Here is a 15,389-nt window from a genome sequence, read left to right as displayed (position 1 = left end):
GGCACTTTCTCTTTCAAAATCCGGTTCAGGCAGGAACACTCAGCTTGTCAAACTGGCGCACATCAACCTCGGCCTTGGAGAATTCAAACCAAGGGTCGGGCTCGCCGTCCAGCGCAAACTGCAGTTGCTCCCACAGCGATTTGCGCAGCGCGTGATCTTCCAGAATTTTTTTCTTCACGTAGTCCAGGCCGACACGGTTCAGGTAATGCACCGTGCGCTCCAGATACCAGCCTTCCAGGCGGTATAGCTGCATGAACGCGCCGGTGTACTCCAGCACTTCCTCGGCGGTCTTGAGCTTGGTGAAGAAGTGCGCGACCTCGGTCTTGATGCCGCCGTTGCCGCCGACATACATTTCCCAGCCGCTGTCCACGCCGATGATGCCCACGTCCTTGATGCCTGCCTCGGCGCAATTGCGCGGGCAACCCGACACGGCGAACTTGACCTTGTGCGGTGCATACATGCGCCACATCGCGCGCTCCAGGTCTTTGCCCATCTGGGTGCTGTCCTGCGTGCCCATGCGGCACCACTCGCTGCCGACGCATGTCTTCACGGTGCGCAACGCCTTGGCGTAGGCGTGGCCTGACGGCATGCCAATGTCTTTCCAGACGCCCGCCAGGTCTTCTTTCTTGACGCCCAGCAAGTCGATGCGCTGGCCGCCGGTGACCTTTACCGTAGGAATCTTGTACTTGTCCACTGCGTCCGCAATGCGGCGCAACTCGCTGGCGGTTGTTTCGCCGCCCCACATGCGTGGGATGACCGAGTAAGTGCCATCCTTCTGGATGTTGGCGTGGCTGCGTTCGTTGATGAAGCGGCTTTGCGGATCGTCCTTGGCTTCCTTGGGCCAGGTGCTGAGCAGGTAGTAGTTGACAGCGGGACGGCAGGAGGCGCAGCCGTTGGGTGTTTTCCAGTCCATCAGGCGAAACACGTCAGCGATCTTCAAAATGTGGTTCGCCACGATGGCGTCGCGCACAGCCTGGTGGCCGTGGTCGGTGCAACTGCACATCGCCTTGGTCTTGGGCGTGGCGGAGTAGTCGCCACCCGCGGTGAACATCAATATCTGTTCCACCAAACCGGTGCAGGAACCGCAGGACGCGCTGGCCTTGGTGTGCTTGCGCACTTCATCCAGCGTGAACAGACCCTTGTCGCGAATCGCCTTGCAAATGGTGCCCTTGTTGATGCCATTGCAGCCGCACACTTCCGCATCGTCGGGCATGGATGCTGCTTTGCTGTGGCCTTCGTGGCCCACATCGCCGATATTGCTTTCGCCAAACATCAGCTTGTCGCGGATGTCGGCAATGCTGCGGCCATCGCGCAAGAGCTTGAAGTACCAACTGCCGTCCACCGTGTCGCCATACAAGCAGGCGCCGACCAGCTTGTCGTCTTTGAGCACCAGCTTTTTGTAAACGCCGCCAAACGGGTCGCTCATCACGATTTCTTCGGTGCCTTCGCCGCCCATGAATTCGCCAGCACTGAACAGATCGATACCGGTGACCTTGAGCTTGGTGGAAGTCAGCGAGCCCTGGTACCGGCCAATGCCCATTTGCGCCAGATGGTTGGCCGCTACTTTGGCCTGCTCGAACAGGGGCGCCACCAGACCGTAGGCAATGCCGCGGTGCGCCGCACATTCGCCCACGCTGTAGATGCGCGCATCGGTCACGGTTTGCATCGTGTCGGTGACGACGATGCCCTTGTTGCAGTGGATGCGCATGCTCTCGGCAAGCTGCGTGTTCGGACGAATGCCTACAGCCATCACGACCAGATCGGCGGCGACTTCGGTGCCATCCTTGAACTTGATGGCCTTCACGCGCCCGTTGTCACCGGCCACCAACTCCTGCGTCTGCGCACCCATCAGGAACTGCAGGCCGCGGTCTTCCAGCGACTTTTGCAAAAGCTTGCCCGCCACGCTGTCGAGTTGGCGCTCCATCAGCGTGGGCATCACATGCACCACGCTCACCGTCATGCCGCGTAGCATCAAACCGTTGGCTGCTTCCAGACCCAGCAGGCCGCCGCCGATCACAACGGCGTTCTTGTATTTCGTCGCTGCATCAATCATCGCGTTCGTGTCCGCAATGTCGCGGTAGGCGATCACGCCTTCCAGGTCCTTGCCAGGCAGGGGCAAGATGAACGGGTTGGAGCCCGTGCACAGCAGCAGGCGGTCGTATGCGGCCTCGGTGCCATCTTCCGCTCGCACGACGCGTTTGACGCGATCAACTTCGGCTACCTTCTTGCCAGCGTGCAACGTGATGTTGTTTTCTTTGTACCAATCCCAGGAATTCAAGACGATTTCGTCCAGCGTCTGCTCACCGGCGAGCACGGGGGACAACAAGATGCGGTTGTAGTTAGGGTGCGGCTCGGCGCCAAAGACGGTGATGTCATACAGGTCCGGCGCAATCTTCAGCAGCTCTTCGAGCGTACGCACACCGGCCATGCCGTTGCCGACCATGACGAGTTTCAGTTTGGGAGGCGGGCGCATATCCATGGTGTTCTCCTTAGGCGGCTTTTTCCACATGCGCCTGGCGCGTGTAGAGAAAATCAATCACTGCCTTGCGGTAGTGCAGGTACTCCGGGCTGTCAGCCAGCGCCACGCGGTTGCGTGGGCGCGGTAATTCAACGCTCAGCACTTCGCCAATCGTCGCGGCCGGGCCATTGGTCAGCATCACGATCTTGTCGGACAGCAGCACGGCTTCGTCCACATCGTGCGTCACCATCACCACAGTGCTGTGTGTGCGGGCAACGATCTCCAGCAGCTCGTCCTGCAGCTTGGCGCGCGTCAGCGCATCCAGTGCGCCAAAGGGCTCATCCATCAGCAAGACTTTGGGCTCCATCGCGAGCGCGCGCGCAATGCCTACGCGCTGCTTCATACCGCCAGAGATTTCGCCGGGACGTTTCTGCGCGGCGGGGGTCAAGCCCACCAGTGCCAGCGCGGCGTCGGTGCGATCCTTCAATTGCGCTTTGGTCTCTACCGCGGCGCCTGGGTTGCGCGTGCCGAAGACACGTTCTACGCCGAGATAGACGTTCTCGAAGCAGGTGAGCCATGGCAGCAATGAATGGTTCTGGAACACGACCGCGCGCTCGGGGCCGGGGCCAGCGATTTCGCGGTTGGCGCAAATCAGCGTGCCCGCTGTGGGCATGGTCAGGCCAGCGATCAGGTTCAGCAAGGTGGACTTGCCGCAACCGGAGTGGCCAATCAGCGTGACGAATTCGCCTTTGGCAACGGTGAGGTTGACATCGCGTAGCGCAGGGAAGAAGCCCTTCTTGGTCTTGAAGGTCTGCGCGACGTTTTCGATCTCGATGTATTTCAGGTCGCTCATGATTTCACCTCTTCGAATGTGAATGCGGTGGCAATCTTGATCAGCGCATATTCGAGCACCAGCCCGACGATGCCGATCACGAAGATCGCGATGATGATGTTCTTGACGTTCAGGTTGTTCCACTCGTCCCAGACCCAGAAGCCAATGCCCACACCGCCGGTCAGCATCTCGGCCGCGACGATCACCAGCCAGGCCGTGCCCACCGCCAGGCGCACGCCGGTCAACATGTAGGGCAACACGGAGGGGAACAGAATCTTGGTGATGATCTTCCACTCGGAGAGGTTCAGCACGCGGGCCACGTTCATGTAGTCCTGCGGCACGCGCTGCACGCCCACCGCGGTGTTGATGACCATGGGCCAGATCGAGCAGATGAAGATGGTCCAGATCGCGGCAGGGTTCGCACCCTTGAACACCAGCAGGCCAATCGGCAGCCAGGCCAGCGGAGACACCGGACGTAACAGGCTGATCAGCGGGTTGAACATGCGGGAAAGGAACTCAAAGCGGCCGATCATGAAACCCATCGGAATGCCCACCACTGCGGCCAAACCAAAGCCCATCGCCACGCGCTCCAGCGACATCAGCACGTTCCAGCCCACGCCCTGGTCGTTCGGGCCTTTGCGGTAGAACGGGTCGCTGAAGATGGTGATGGCTTGTTGCAGCGTTTCCCAGGGGCTGGGGATGCTGCCTTTGGTGCCCATGCTCACCAGCGCCCAGATAGCTGCCAGCAAAGCCAGGCCCAGGATAGGCGGCATCACCGACATGACCAGGCCGTTCCAGTCGTAACCGGGTTGGCTGGCTGCCACCGGTGTTTTTGCATCATTTGTGCCTGTAGAGCTCATAGGGACTGCGTGAGCAGCTTCCTTTTTGATAGCAGATTGGTAGGCAGCATTGGCCGCCAGCACACGGCTTTCTGCTTCGGGAGAGAGAGGGGAGTGGAAAACGGCGCTGACCATGGCGAGCCCCTAAGCCTTGACCTTGAAGCTGTCGGCGTACTTCTTGGGATCCTTCCCGTCCCAAACCACGCCGTCCATCAGCTTGCTGGTGCGCATCGTGTCCTTCGGGATAGGTGTCTTGCTGGCCGTAGCGGCCTGCTTGTAGATCTCGATCTGGTTGATCTGTTTGGCAACCGCCAGATAGTCCGGATGCTCTTTGAGCAAGCCCCAGCGTTTGTGCTGCGTCAGGAACCACATGCCATCAGACAGGTAGGGGAAGTTCACCGCGCCGTCGTTGTAGAACTTCATGTGGTTGGCGTCGTCCCAGGTCTTGCCCATGCCGTTTTGGTAGCGGCCCAGAATGCGCTGGTTGATCGCGTCGACGCTGGTGTTGACGTAGCTCTTGTCGGCAATCGTCTCGGCCATCTTGTTCTTGTTGGACAGGTTGGCGTCGATCCAGCGACCGGCCTCCAGAATCGCTGCCGTCACGGCGCGTGCGGTGTTGGGGTACTTCTTGACGAAATCGCCGGTGGTGCCCAGCACTTTTTCGGGGTGGTCTTTCCAGATGTCCTGCGTGGTGGTGGCGGTCACGCCGATGCCATCGATGATGGCGCGGTGGTTCCAGGGCTCACCCACGCAGAAGCCGTCCATATTGCCGACACGCATATTGGCCACCATTTGCGGTGGCGGTACGGTGATGACTTTGGCGTCCTGCAGCGGATTGATGCCATTGGCGGCCAGCCAGTAATAGAGCCACATCGCATGGGTGCCGGTCGGGAAGGTTTGCGCAAACGTGTATTCACGTTTCTCGGATGCCATCAGCTTGGCAAGCCCTGCGCCATCTACCGCGCCTTTGTCGGCCAGCTTCTTGGACAGCGTGATCGCCTGGCCGTTGTTGTTCAACGTGGCCAACACGGCCATGTCTTTCTTGGGGCCACCAATACCCAGGTGCACGCCATAGACCAGGCCGTACAACACATGGGCAAAGTCCAGCTCACCATTGACCAGCTTGTCGCGCACACCGGCCCAGCTGGCTTCCTTGGACGGAATGATCTTCACGCCGTATTTCTGGTCGATGCCCAGCACAGACGCCATCACCACGCTGGCGCAGTCGGTCAGCGGGATGAAGCCGATCTTCACTTCGGTTTTCTCGGGAGCGTCTGAGCCTGCGGCATAGACGGCAGCACGCAGTGCGGGATCAATGCCGACGGCGGCGACCGTGGCGCTTTGCAGAATGGTTCGACGGGTCATACGGGCTTTCAGTAAGTCAGTCATGGCAATTCCCTCAAGGTTTCAAAACAGAAAACAGAAAACAGAACTCAGAAATGCAAAAAGGCGTCCACACTGGGTTCACTGCGCGGTGCGCAAGCAAACCCGTGGGGACGCCTTTGTCCTTTGCCGCCAGGCCCGCCCGCCGTTGGACGGGGCTGGATGCGTGACCGTTGCCGGTCTTGCGTTAGCTAATGCAATGTCTGTGCCAAGTGCTTTGACCTGAAAGATGCTATGAATTCAGGAGCTGCTTACGCACGTTCTATAAGCTCTAGAGGCACTTTTTATGCCTTATTGTGAGGGGTGCACTGGATTTGTGCGACGCACCAAATTGACCTGCGCCCCTACCGGCCCGCACCACGGGTCATGTGCTGCGGCGTGTTTTTTGGCGTTGCAGCAGGATGTGAATCAGCAAGGCAGCCGCAGCCGAAGTGGCCAGTACCGGGGAGCCGGTGACGATGTGTGCCAGGCCGTCCAGCACCTGGGTGCTGGTCTGCTGGGCGTAGTGGGTGAGGTCCACCACATCCTGCGTCTGGATGTTCTGCACGTCGTCTGTGCGGATCTGCATATCGGGCCAGCCGCCACGAAAGCGGATCTTGGCAAAGATACCGTTGGCCACTGCCACCAGTGACAGCACGCCCAACGGTCGCATCAAGTAAATGATGAGGTTGCGGCGCTCGGCAACGGGCGCGCTTTCATAGATCTTGCCGACCAGCAGTGACACCATACGGTCCTGCTCCGGAGGCGGTGCCGCGTCGTAAACCTCGGCCGCCAGTTGTTCGATGGAAATGGGAAGGTTTTGCATGCTTCAAGAGTAGCGTGGACTTGTTACTTTTCTATGAGCCGTTTGTAAGGAGATGTCTTGTTTCTTGTTGCGTATGGGGTTGGCTGGGTACACTGTGCTGAAGAAGATTGCAGGGAGAAACAGAGATGAAGTCCATTTCGCATTACCTCGCGCGCCGCCTTTTGCGCGTATTTGTCGTTGGCTTGCCGCTAACCTTCTTGGCCGCTTGCGGTGGTGGGGGAGGTGGAGGAGGCGCAACGCCACTGCCTGTGTCTGTATCCGTACCCGCCGTTCCTGCGAGTTTGAGCATGACCTACGGTGTCAGGAGTTTCAGCTTGTCGTGGGCCGCCGCTACTGCACCGGCTGATCAAGGCGCGGTGACATACCGCGCGTATGAAGACATTGATGGCACCGGCCCGACGGCGCCCACCATGATCGCGCAAGCCTTGTCGGGCACGAGCTATGCCTATGCCATCGACGGCCTGCTGCACACGCGTGTCAATGCCCAGTACACGGTGCAGGCTTGCAACAACGCAGGTTGCAGCGCATCAACGCCTTCGGTGGCCCCCAATCTCACGCAGGCAATTGGTTCACTATCGCCTTCCGATGGTGAAGAAAAGAACCTGTTCGGCAGTAGTGTGGCTCTGTCCGCAGACGGTCGTACCTTGGCGGTAGGCGCACAGGGCTCGAATATGACCGATACAGGCGTTGTCCGAGTCTATGCCCGAGCCAGTAGTGGCTGGGTGCAGCAGGCCATTCTGAGAGCGGCTACACCCATACCAAGTGAACGCTTTGGTCTTTCCCTTGCGCTGTCGGCGGATGGTGGAACGCTGGCAGTTGGTTCAGCTGGCAATCCCAATGGCCTCTGGCTCGGCTACGACATGATCCTTGGTGTGTACTTCCAGGCAAGAAGTGCCGGCATGGTTTACTTGTTTACGCGTGCCGGTAGCAATTGGGCCCAGCAAGCATCTGTAGTGGCCTCGAACGGATACAACAATGATTCGTTCGGAGCAAGTGTGGCGCTATCTGGTGATGGCAACACTCTGGCGGTGGGTGCGTATGGCGAGGCCAGTTATGTGACTGGCATCAATGGCAGCCAGGTCCCGGGCGGTACTCCCTTTGAGGCCTTTCAAGGTGCAGCCTATGTATTCAAACGCGCTGGCGCTACTTGGACGCAAACGACCCACATCAAGCCCTCCAGTACCACCGGGGGTGGTAGTTACGGGTATTTTGGTCGTGCAGTGGCCCTTTCTACAAGCGGCAACACCCTGGCGGTTGGCGCGCCCGGCAAGGATTTATGGGAGGGTGCTGCCTATGTTTTTAGCCAGACGGGTGGTAGCTGGGAGCAGAAGGCTTACATCAAGGAAAGCCATCCCCGAGCGGACAGCCGTTTTCGTTGGCAAGGAAACAGCTTCGGCAATTCCGTGGCCTTGTCGGCGGATGGCAACACTATGGTCGTGGGGGCGACTGGCGAGCAAGGTTCCGCCATCGGCATCAACGGCAACCATGACGCCACCGGCTCTCCGAGCGCTCTGCTCAATGCCGGCGCGGTCTACGTCTATACCCGTACTGACAGCAATTGGATCGAACAGGCCTATGTGAAAGCTTCCAACACGAAGAAAGAACAGTCATTCGGTGTCTCGGTAGCCATGTCAGCAGATGGCAACACACTGGCCGTCGGCGCGCCTGGCGAAAGCAGTGTGGCGACAGGCATCAATGGCGATCAGGCTAGCACGGGCGCCCAGGGATCTGGTGCGATATACCTCTTTGGCCGCAATGGCAGCAATTGGGCCCAGCAGGCCTATGTGAAGGCCTCAAATCCTGCAAACAGTTTTGGTATCGCTGTGACACTGTCATCTGATGGCAAAGACATGGCGGTGGGCAGCTCAGGTGGGGCCTATCTCTATTGAGTTAGGAAGCCCGTGGCGCAATCCAGCAAATCCGCCACATCGATCATCCGCGGGGCGACGTCAAAAAATGGTGATTCAGGGAAGACTCAATGCCACACATACTGAGCCGTCTGGTGCCTAGTTGCTTGCGCGTTTTGCGCTTGCTAACTGTTGGCTCATGGTTAGCCCTGCTTGCCGCCTGTGGTGGTTCGGGTGGTGGCGAGCCTGTGCCCGCACCAATACCTACGCCTGTGGTACCCACTGGCCTGACCCTCGCCTACGGTGTCAAGAGTTTCAGCTTGACCTGGGGGACGGCTGCCTCACCGGCTGATCAGGGCCCGGTCACATACCGCGTGTACGAAGACACAGACGGTGCCGGCCCGAGTGCACCCACCATGATCGCGCAATCCTTGACGAGCACGAGCTATGCCTATGCCATCAACGGTCTGCTGCACACACGTGTCAATGCCCAGTACACGGTGCAGGCTTGTAACAACGCAGGTTGCAGCGCATCAGCGGCCGCTGTGACGCCCAATCTCATTCAAGCAATCGGCTATATCAAGCCTTCCACCACCAACGGCGTTAATTTGTTTGGCGACGCTGTGGCCCTGTCGGCGGATGGCAGTACGCTGGCGGTTGGGGCACGAGGTATCTATAACACCCTTGATCTTGACGTGGGGGATGCGGGCGTTGTCCATGTCTTTACCCGCACTGGCAGTGGCTGGGCGCAGCAGGCTGTTTTCAAAGCTCCCACCCCACGCGCAGGTGACAACTTTGGTATCGGCGTGGCGCTTTCCTCCGATGGCAGCACGCTGGCAATTGGCATGCCGGGCAGGCCAATTGTCAATTCGTTCAACAACATGCAAGTTCCGTCGAACCTTTACGGAACGATTGCGGGCAATGTCTTTGTCTATGCGCGCACGGGCGGCAGTTGGACGCAACAAGCCGCGTTGGAAGGTGCTGACACGCAACAAGCGGATTTTTTCGGGCGAAGCGTGGCTTTGTCTGGCGACGGCAATACGCTGGCCGTAGGCGCGACCAGTTTCAGTACCAGTCCGGTCGTTAAAGATGCAGTCCATGTCTTCAATCGCACTGGCAGCGCCTGGGCGCAGCGTGGGTACATTGATGTCTCCAACAGCCCCAACATTGAAGGACCGAACATCGCTTTTGGCAATGCGGTGGCTCTTTCCACAAATGGCGACACATTGGCGGTTGGGGCTCCTGGCAGCGGTTTGGGCGGCGGCGCTGTCTATGTTTTCCGTCTCGCTGGCAGTGTTTGGGAGCAGCAAGCCTTTCTCAGGGAGGCTTATCCCGTTGGGGGTATGCAAATCTTCCAGGGTGATCAGTTTGGTATTTCAGTGGCTCTATCGGCAGACGGCAACACCATGGCCGTTGGTGCGCTGGGCGAACTCAGTGCTGCAACTGGTATTAACGGCGCGCAGGTGGATTCAGGTACCACCAATTTTGTCGGAGGTGCCGGTGCAGTCTTTGTCTTTACCCGCAGCGGCAGTAACTGGAGCCAGCAAGCCTATGTGAAAGCCTCGAATACGAAGGGCGGACAGTATTTCGGCAGTGCTGTGACTCTCTCGTCAGACGGCAATATTTTGGCCGTTGGGGCTCCTGGAGAGGCCAGTGCCGCCAATGGCATCAATGGCAATCAAGCCGACGTTAGTGCTGGAGGATCTGGTGCGACCTACCTCTATGGTCGTAATGGCAGTAATTGGGCCCAACAAGCCTATGTCAAAGCTTCCAACAGAAGTGGGGCTTTCGGTACTGCCGTCGCTCTGACTGCTGATGGCAACACCATGGCTGTTGGTGCGCGTTTCGAGTCCAGTGCCCCCGGGGGGGCTGTTTACATTTATTGAAAAGAACGTCCTAAGCTTCAGCCTAGCAAATCCGCTACATCGATCATCCGCTGGGCCACGTCGACCAGCTTCAGGTTCTTGTCCATCGCCGATTTGCGTAGCCGCGCATAGGCGGCTTCTTCTGTGAGATTCTGGTGCTGCATAAGCAATGCCTTGGCGCGGTCGATCAGCTTGCGGTCTTTCAGCGTGGTGTGGAGCTCGTCCAGCTCGTTGCGGGCAGCCGCCAATTCTTCGCGCAGGCTTTGTTCGTGCTGGAAGCGGGCAAGCGCCACATCGAGAATCGGGCGAATGCGCTCCGGCTGCAAACCCGCAACGATATAGGCCGACACACCCGCAGCCACCGCAGCGCGGGCGTTGGTCGTGTCGTGGTCGTTGGTGAACATCACGATGGGGCGTCGCGCATCGCGCGTGGCCATCACCACGTGCTCCAGCGCATCGCGTGCTTCGCTTTCGGCGTCCACAATGATCAGGTCGGGCTGTAACTGCGCCAGGCGCTCGGTCAGGAAAACATCGGCGGGCAGCGTGGCCACCAGATTGAAATTGCTCTCAAGCAAGCCAATGCGCAGACTGCGCGAGCGCTCCGCCTGTTCCAGCGCGTGGGTGTCCGTGGGGTCGGAGACCTCCAGATCAGGGGCAATGACAACGATACGAAGCGCTACGGACATACCCTTGAGCAGTGCAAGAATCGCGCCAATGTGTCCTGTCGGGCCTGCCGTTCAAGGTTTGCGCCAGTAGTGGTAGCGCCAGGCGGTGTGAAAACCTGCTTTTGCATACAAGGCAATGGCGCCGGCATTTTCTTCTTCTACTTGTAGGAAAAAACGGTGAATGCCGCGCCGCTGCGCTTCCTGCGCAAGCGCGACCAGAATGCTACGCGCCAGGCCTTGGCCGCGTTGCGACATTACCGTGCGCATGCCGTGAATGCTGGCCCAACCCTGGCTGAAGGCGCCTACACCCGCAGCCAACGGCGCACCGTCCTGGGCAATATAGGCGTACATAGCACTTTGCGAGCGGCTCAATGCAGCGATGCGGTGCTGGCCATCCACGGGATCAAAACCCGGCGCGGTATAGACCTCCGCCCAGGCCGTCTGGGCCGTCGCATCCAAATGCACTTGGGAATTTGCCGACATTCGAAGGATGTCGGCGGTATTGGCCACTTGCACCAGTGTCGGCTGTTCGTCCCGGTAGTTTCGTTCTATCAACGTGCTGTGCAGTGGAGTCAAACCCCAACCGTCGCTCAGACGAAAAGCCGCCGGCAAACTGCGCGCAGCGTACCGGGCTTCGATGGTGTCGATATCGTCGACACGGAGGTCGACGTGCCGCAGCGGTACGGCGCTTTTCGCGCGACCAATCGTGGATGCATCAAACGGCAACAACCAGCCATCGATTTCTTCCACCACTTGGGGCGCGACGGCATCCAGCGTGGCGCGTTCCAGTGTTGCAATGTCGTTGGGGGAAAGAGTGGGGTGCATGGTGCTTACTCTACACTCGGTGCCCTATGAAAGACAGCATGCTGATCCTCGGGTTTGAGTCGTCCTGTGACGAGACGGGCGTCGCTCTGGTGCAAACCCGCGCGGATGGCGCGCCGCAGTTGCTGGCGCACGCGCTGCACAGCCAGATTGAAATGCATCAGGCCTATGGCGGTGTGGTGCCCGAGCTCGCCAGTCGCGACCATATTCGCCGCGTATTGCCGCTAACCGAGGACGTGATGGCCCGCGCCGGGCGTACATTGGCTGAGGTGGATGTCGTGGCCTATACGCGCGGCCCCGGCTTGGCGGGCGCGTTGCTGGTGGGCGCCGGCGTGGCCTGTGCGTTGGGTGCCGCATTGGGTAAACCCGTGTTGGGTGTGCACCATCTGGAAGGGCACTTGCTGTCGCCGTTTTTGAGCGAAGACCCGCCGGAATTCCCCTTCGTTGCGCTGCTGGTGTCCGGGGGGCACACGCAGCTGATGCGCGTGGACAGCGTGGGAAGTTACGAATTGCTGGGCGAAAGCATTGACGATGCGGCGGGTGAAGCGTTCGACAAATCTGCCAAGCTGATGGGCTTGGCCTACCCGGGCGGCCCCCTATTGGCCAAGCTGGCGGAAGAGGGCAACCCGGCTGCATTTGCATTGCCGCGTCCTTTGTTGCACAGCGGCAATCTGGACTTCTCGTTCGCAGGCTTGAAGACTGCGGTGCTGGTGCAATCGCAAAAGATGATTGCTGCCGCGGGAGTTGCGAAATTCGAAGGCCTGCCACGCAGCGCGCAAGCCGATCTGGCGGCATCTACACAGGCGGCGATCGTTGACGTGCTGTGGAAAAAAGCTATGACCGCGTTAAAGGAAACTGGCTTGAAGCGCTTGGTCGTCGCGGGTGGCGTAGGTGCCAACCGCAAGCTGCGAGAGCAGCTCAATGCCGAGTGCGCCAAACGCAAGATCAGGGTGCATTATCCGGAACTGCATTTGTGCACCGACAACGGCGCAATGATTGCAATGGCCGCTGCGATGCGGCTGCAAAGCGGGCTGCAGCAGCCCACTTTGCAATACGCGTTTGATGTCAAACCACGATGGCCTTTGAACGCCATCGTGTGAGCAAACAACTGCTTAGTTGATTGCGAGTTCGGTAACGTTGCTCACCGGGACTTTCTTACCCAGCTTCAGCGTCAACACACCGTTTTCCAGAATGGCTTCGCTGGAGGTGGTGTCCACTTCCAAGGGCAACTCGTAGGCCGCGCGGTAACTGCGTGGCGCATCGGCTTTGGTCTGAATGCGCACGACTGCGCCTTCGATGCCAATCGTCAGTTGTTCACGGGTCACGCCGGGCACATCCAGCGTCAGGGTGAAGCTCTTGTCATCCTGCGTATAGGCGACGCTTTGCTGGCGTGCTGTGGTCAGTGCTTCGTCGAGAAAACGCTCCATTGTGCGACCCAGTGGGGCGTAGGTCGGGCGGCGGATGGGGGCTTGGGTAGCAGCGAAAAACATGGTGTGACTCCTAGTACACTGCGCGGCCCTCACCGTGAGCGCCGCATGAACCTAAGCTGCGCCCGTCTCCGTGGTTTTCAAGAGAAATTCCTGATGTTTATTCTTACTTTCGAGGTCTTGAAAAAGACTGCTATGGCGCTATGTGCCTTCGTTTTTGCAATTGCAACAGCCTCTGCGCAAACGGCCGCCCGCCCACTCAAACTGGCGTTGATCGAGGGCTTTAGCGGTCCGCAAGCAGCCGCTGGTGAAGCGGTCTACCGCAATTTGGTCTGGGCAGTGGAGCGCGTCAACACGCGTAGCGGCAATCTGCAAATGGTGTTGGATCGGTTCGATTCCAAGGGCCAAACCGAAGAGGCGCTGTCGGCGATGCGCAGCGCGATTGACAGCGGCGCGCGCATCATCCTGCAAGGCAATTCGTCGGCGGTGGCTGCTGCCCTGATCGACGCAATCAACAAGCACAATGAGCGCGACCCCGAGCGTCGGGTCCTGTTACTGAACTATGCCGCGGTGCTGCCAGAGCTGACCAACGAAAAATGCAGCTACTGGCATTTCCGTTTCGACGCGCACTCCGACATGCGCATGGCGGCGCTGATGGATGTGATTCGTGATGACAAGGCGCTGAAGTCGGTGTACCTGATCGGCCAGGATTACAGCTTTGGCCAGTCCGTCGCCCGTGAAGCGCGCCGGCAGTTGGCGCAGCAGCGCCCGGATGTGCAAGTGGTAGGCGATGAACTGCACCCCATGGGCAAGGTGAAGGATTTCGCCCCTTACGTTTCCAAGATCAAAGCCAGTGGCGCGGGCGCAGTGATCACCGGCAACTTTGGCAATGACTTAACGCTGTTGATCAAGGCCGCCAAAGAAGCGGGCTTTGATGGCAAGTTCTACACCTTCTACGGCAACGCGCTGGGCGCGCCCGCAGCGATTGGCGATGCGGGCGTTGGCAAAGTGGTGGCCGTGGCGGATTGGTTGCCCAATGTACAAACCCCGTCCAGCGAGGCTTTTTATAAGTCTTTCCGCGCCCGTTACCCGGCGCCAGCCGATGACTATGTACATATGCGCATGAGTCTGATGATTGAAGCGTTGGCCCAGGCGGTGGAGGCGGCAGGTAAGCAAAGCGGCGTAGTTGGTGCGACCGATTTGTTGGCGGTTGCCGCACAGCTGGAGCGCGCTAACGTCACATTGAGCGGTCAGACCGGAAAAATGCGTACGGTCGACCACCAGTTCCAGCAACCGCTGGTCGTGGGCGTCATGGACCGCCAGGGAACGCCCGGCGTCAAATTCGACGTCGAAGGCTCGGGTTACGGTTTCCGGGTGAGTAAAACCTTGAGTGCCGCTGCAGCAGAACAACCCAGCAGTTGTAAGATGCAGCGACCTTAAGGAGCATCCCATGAGCCAGCAGCGCATTGCCATCATCGGTTTAGGGCGTATTGGCTCCGCTTTTTTGATGCAAATGCTCAAAAAGCGCAATTTGGGCCTGGAGATCGTGTGCGTTGCCGAGTCGAGTGACACTCCGGGCCGGGCCATGGCCCTGGAAGCGGGACTCAAGGTCTGCTCCCTGGATGATGTGGTGGCGCTGGGCCATGGCGTGGATGTGATTTTTGAGCTGACCGGCCTGCCGCAAGTGCGCCGGGAACTGCGCGACAAGCTGGTTTCCAGCCAGAACCGCCAGACATGCATTGCCTCGGAATCCATTGTTCGGGTGATCTGGGCGTTGATCAGTGACGATGCCCTGCCCGAGATTGCTGGCCGGGCGACTGGGTATTGATCCAGTATCGGGCGGCCGAATATTGAGCGAATCCTCGCTTCAGGCTATAATCGACAGGCTTTGCATTCGGCAAGGCGCACGCTTGTAGTAGTTCCAGCCGCAGGCGCAAGTTTAAAACCGGGACGTGCAACCCATTGTTTGGGGGCCGTTTCACATACAGGAAATGAAAAATGATCGCATCCAGCATCAAAGCTGCAGTTGTCAAAGACAACGCCCGTAAAGCCGGCGATACCGGTAGCCCAGAAGTCCAAGTGGCTCTGCTGACCGCCCGTATCAACGAGTTGACCCCCCACTTCAAGACCCACGCCAAGGACCACCACGGTCGCCGCGGTCTGCTGCGCATGGTGAGCCGTCGCCGCAAGCTGTTGGATTACCTGAATTCCAAGGACCACGATCGCTATGTGGCTCTGATCGCCAAACTGAGCCTGCGCAAGTAAGCGATTGACCAAATGACAAGCGCCTGAGTTAGGACACTAGCTCAGGCGTTTTTTACTTCGGAGACGACAAAAACAGTACGAAGCTGTGTCATTCCAAAGCAATTCGGGGATTTTCCCGAGTTTTTCTGGAATGGCATCGTGGACTGTGATGTTGACTCCGGGCTTGGGTGAGGTGGCCTGC

The 15,389-nt window shown here is 59.1% G+C and carries 14 protein-coding genes; 6 read left to right on the top strand and 8 right to left on the bottom strand.

From position 1 onward, the window contains the following. Window positions 1–25: 25 nt before the first annotated feature. From nirB to AC1DV6_RS17335, 5 genes are all read right to left on the bottom strand, one after another. Window positions 26–2,479: a nitrite reductase large subunit NirB gene (gene nirB / locus AC1DV6_RS17355; RefSeq protein WP_477979647.1), complete on the bottom strand. Its 2,454-nt coding sequence runs from the start codon at window positions 2,477–2,479 to the stop codon at window positions 26–28. 10 nt (window positions 2,480–2,489) lie between these two features. Further along, on the bottom strand, window positions 2,490–3,311 hold the full coding sequence (locus tag AC1DV6_RS17350) for an ABC transporter ATP-binding protein (protein ID WP_477979645.1): 822 nt from the start codon (window positions 3,309–3,311) through the stop codon (window positions 2,490–2,492). Then, a complete protein-coding gene (ntrB, locus tag AC1DV6_RS17345) occupies window positions 3,308–4,264 on the bottom strand; it encodes a nitrate ABC transporter permease (RefSeq protein ID WP_477979643.1) in 957 nt (318 codons plus the stop codon). The genes AC1DV6_RS17350 and ntrB overlap by 4 nt, the downstream gene beginning before the upstream one ends. 9 nt (window positions 4,265–4,273) lie before the next feature. Beyond that, complete coding sequence (locus tag AC1DV6_RS17340; RefSeq protein WP_477979641.1) at window positions 4,274–5,518, bottom strand: CmpA/NrtA family ABC transporter substrate-binding protein; 1,245 nt, start codon at window positions 5,516–5,518, stop codon at window positions 4,274–4,276. 358 nt (window positions 5,519–5,876) lie between these two features. Further along, complete coding sequence (locus AC1DV6_RS17335; RefSeq protein ID WP_477979639.1) at window positions 5,877–6,317, bottom strand: hypothetical protein; 441 nt, start codon at window positions 6,315–6,317, stop codon at window positions 5,877–5,879. Window positions 6,318–6,442: 125 nt separating this feature from the next. On the opposite strand from AC1DV6_RS17335, the gene AC1DV6_RS17330 reads away from it, so the two are divergent. Further along, the gene (locus AC1DV6_RS17330) at window positions 6,443–8,206 is read left to right on the top strand and encodes an FG-GAP repeat protein (protein ID WP_477979637.1); all 1,764 of its coding nucleotides are present in this window, start codon (window positions 6,443–6,445) and stop codon (window positions 8,204–8,206) included. Between the two features lie 89 nt (window positions 8,207–8,295). Beyond that, window positions 8,296–10,050, top strand: a complete 1,755-nt coding sequence (locus AC1DV6_RS17325) for an FG-GAP repeat protein (RefSeq protein ID WP_477979635.1) — start codon at window positions 8,296–8,298, stop codon at window positions 10,048–10,050. Between the two features lie 17 nt (window positions 10,051–10,067). Here the strand turns inward: AC1DV6_RS17325 and AC1DV6_RS17320 are convergent, their stop codons facing one another. Both AC1DV6_RS17320 and AC1DV6_RS17315 read right to left on the bottom strand, forming a co-directional pair. Beyond that, the gene (locus AC1DV6_RS17320; protein ID WP_477979633.1) at window positions 10,068–10,715 is read right to left on the bottom strand and encodes an ANTAR domain-containing response regulator; all 648 of its coding nucleotides are present in this window, start codon (window positions 10,713–10,715) and stop codon (window positions 10,068–10,070) included. Window positions 10,716–10,766: 51 nt separating this feature from the next. Then, on the bottom strand, window positions 10,767–11,519 hold the full coding sequence (locus AC1DV6_RS17315) for a GNAT family N-acetyltransferase (protein ID WP_477979631.1): 753 nt from the start codon (window positions 11,517–11,519) through the stop codon (window positions 10,767–10,769). 38 nt (window positions 11,520–11,557) lie between these two features. On the opposite strand from AC1DV6_RS17315, the gene tsaD reads away from it, so the two are divergent. Continuing rightward, window positions 11,558–12,616 (top strand): tRNA (adenosine(37)-N6)-threonylcarbamoyltransferase complex transferase subunit TsaD, encoded by a 1,059-nt coding sequence (gene tsaD, locus AC1DV6_RS17310; RefSeq protein WP_477979751.1) that lies wholly within the window; start codon window positions 11,558–11,560, stop codon window positions 12,614–12,616. Window positions 12,617–12,628: 12 nt separating this feature from the next. Here tsaD and AC1DV6_RS17305 read toward each other — a convergent pair whose 3' ends face one another. Continuing rightward, the gene (locus AC1DV6_RS17305) at window positions 12,629–13,006 is read right to left on the bottom strand and encodes an Hsp20/alpha crystallin family protein (protein ID WP_477979629.1); all 378 of its coding nucleotides are present in this window, start codon (window positions 13,004–13,006) and stop codon (window positions 12,629–12,631) included. Between the two features lie 132 nt (window positions 13,007–13,138). On the opposite strand from AC1DV6_RS17305, the gene AC1DV6_RS17300 reads away from it, so the two are divergent. From AC1DV6_RS17300 to rpsO, 3 genes are all read left to right on the top strand, one after another. Beyond that, window positions 13,139–14,383 (top strand): branched-chain amino acid ABC transporter substrate-binding protein, encoded by a 1,245-nt coding sequence (locus AC1DV6_RS17300; protein WP_477979749.1) that lies wholly within the window; start codon window positions 13,139–13,141, stop codon window positions 14,381–14,383. Window positions 14,384–14,393: 10 nt separating this feature from the next. Next, window positions 14,394–14,771 carry an NAD(P)-binding domain-containing protein gene (locus AC1DV6_RS17295; RefSeq protein ID WP_477979627.1) on the top strand — a complete coding sequence of 126 codons (378 nt, stop codon included), beginning with the start codon at window positions 14,394–14,396 and terminating at the stop codon, window positions 14,769–14,771. Window positions 14,772–14,941: 170 nt separating this feature from the next. After that, window positions 14,942–15,208, top strand: a complete 267-nt coding sequence (gene rpsO / locus AC1DV6_RS17290; protein WP_477979625.1) for a 30S ribosomal protein S15 — start codon at window positions 14,942–14,944, stop codon at window positions 15,206–15,208. Window positions 15,209–15,389: the final 181 nt, after the last annotated feature.

Source organism: Rhodoferax sp. P2_H8_2, from assembly GCF_056403235.1.
The sequence above is the reverse complement of the archived record's forward strand: the minus strand, read 5'-3'. Positions and strand labels throughout refer to the sequence as shown.

What these genes read in the sequence shown, in the direction of transcription:
- AC1DV6_RS17340 (WP_477979641.1), bottom strand. Translation starts at nt 5,518, where the DNA reads ATGACTGACTTACTGAAAGCCCGTATGACCCGTCGAACCATTCTGCAA.
- AC1DV6_RS17320 (WP_477979633.1), bottom strand. Translation starts at nt 10,715, where the DNA reads ATGTCCGTAGCGCTTCGTATCGTTGTCATTGCCCCTGATCTGGAGGTC.
- ntrB (WP_477979643.1), bottom strand. Translation starts at nt 4,264, where the DNA reads ATGGTCAGCGCCGTTTTCCACTCCCCTCTCTCTCCCGAAGCAGAAAGC.
- rpsO (WP_477979625.1), top strand. Translation starts at nt 14,942, where the DNA reads ATGATCGCATCCAGCATCAAAGCTGCAGTTGTCAAAGACAACGCCCGT.
- AC1DV6_RS17325 (WP_477979635.1), top strand. Translation starts at nt 8,296, where the DNA reads ATGCCACACATACTGAGCCGTCTGGTGCCTAGTTGCTTGCGCGTTTTG.
- nirB (WP_477979647.1), bottom strand. Translation starts at nt 2,479, where the DNA reads ATGGATATGCGCCCGCCTCCCAAACTGAAACTCGTCATGGTCGGCAAC.
- AC1DV6_RS17335 (WP_477979639.1), bottom strand. Translation starts at nt 6,317, where the DNA reads ATGCAAAACCTTCCCATTTCCATCGAACAACTGGCGGCCGAGGTTTAC.
- tsaD (WP_477979751.1), top strand. Translation starts at nt 11,558, where the DNA reads ATGCTGATCCTCGGGTTTGAGTCGTCCTGTGACGAGACGGGCGTCGCT.
- AC1DV6_RS17295 (WP_477979627.1), top strand. Translation starts at nt 14,394, where the DNA reads ATGAGCCAGCAGCGCATTGCCATCATCGGTTTAGGGCGTATTGGCTCC.
- AC1DV6_RS17330 (WP_477979637.1), top strand. Translation starts at nt 6,443, where the DNA reads ATGAAGTCCATTTCGCATTACCTCGCGCGCCGCCTTTTGCGCGTATTT.
- AC1DV6_RS17350 (WP_477979645.1), bottom strand. Translation starts at nt 3,311, where the DNA reads ATGAGCGACCTGAAATACATCGAGATCGAAAACGTCGCGCAGACCTTC.
- AC1DV6_RS17305 (WP_477979629.1), bottom strand. Translation starts at nt 13,006, where the DNA reads ATGTTTTTCGCTGCTACCCAAGCCCCCATCCGCCGCCCGACCTACGCC.
- AC1DV6_RS17300 (WP_477979749.1), top strand. Translation starts at nt 13,139, where the DNA reads ATGGCGCTATGTGCCTTCGTTTTTGCAATTGCAACAGCCTCTGCGCAA.
- AC1DV6_RS17315 (WP_477979631.1), bottom strand. Translation starts at nt 11,519, where the DNA reads ATGCACCCCACTCTTTCCCCCAACGACATTGCAACACTGGAACGCGCC.